1 protein-coding gene is annotated in these 392 nt (G+C 63.0%); it reads right to left on the bottom strand.

Translation table 11 applies throughout. From position 1 onward, the window contains the following. Positions 1 to 392 (bottom strand): immunoglobulin-like domain-containing protein (locus AC1DHT_RS29450; protein WP_477761613.1); only part of this gene is annotated, 392 nt, incomplete at both ends.

Here is a 392-nt window from a genome sequence, read left to right as displayed (position 1 = left end):
GACGTCATTCGCCGGGGTATCGACCACCACGGAACCGGACGTTTTGCCGGCTTCGATGTTGATCACCGCGCCGTTGCTCAGCGTGACGGTCATCGGCGTGCCGGCCGGGTTGCTCAGGGTCGCGGTGTAGGTAATCTGGCCGCCTTCGGTGACCGAACCGGTTGCTGCCAGGGACAGCCCGGTGTTGTCGATCGAATCGGTGATCGTGGTGACCGCCGGCGTCGTGCTCGGGGTCAACTGCTCGAAGTTGCCGCCGGTGGTGCTTTCGATGGTAGTGCTGACGGTGCTGCCGTTTTTGTAGACGTCATTCGCCGGGGTATCGACCACCACGGAACCGGACGTTTTGCCGGCTTCGATGTTGATCACCGCGCCGTTGCTCAGAGCGTGACGGT

Source organism: Pseudomonas sp. 05N432 (assembly GCF_056396945.1).
This window is presented reverse-complemented; position numbering and strand designations above follow the sequence as displayed.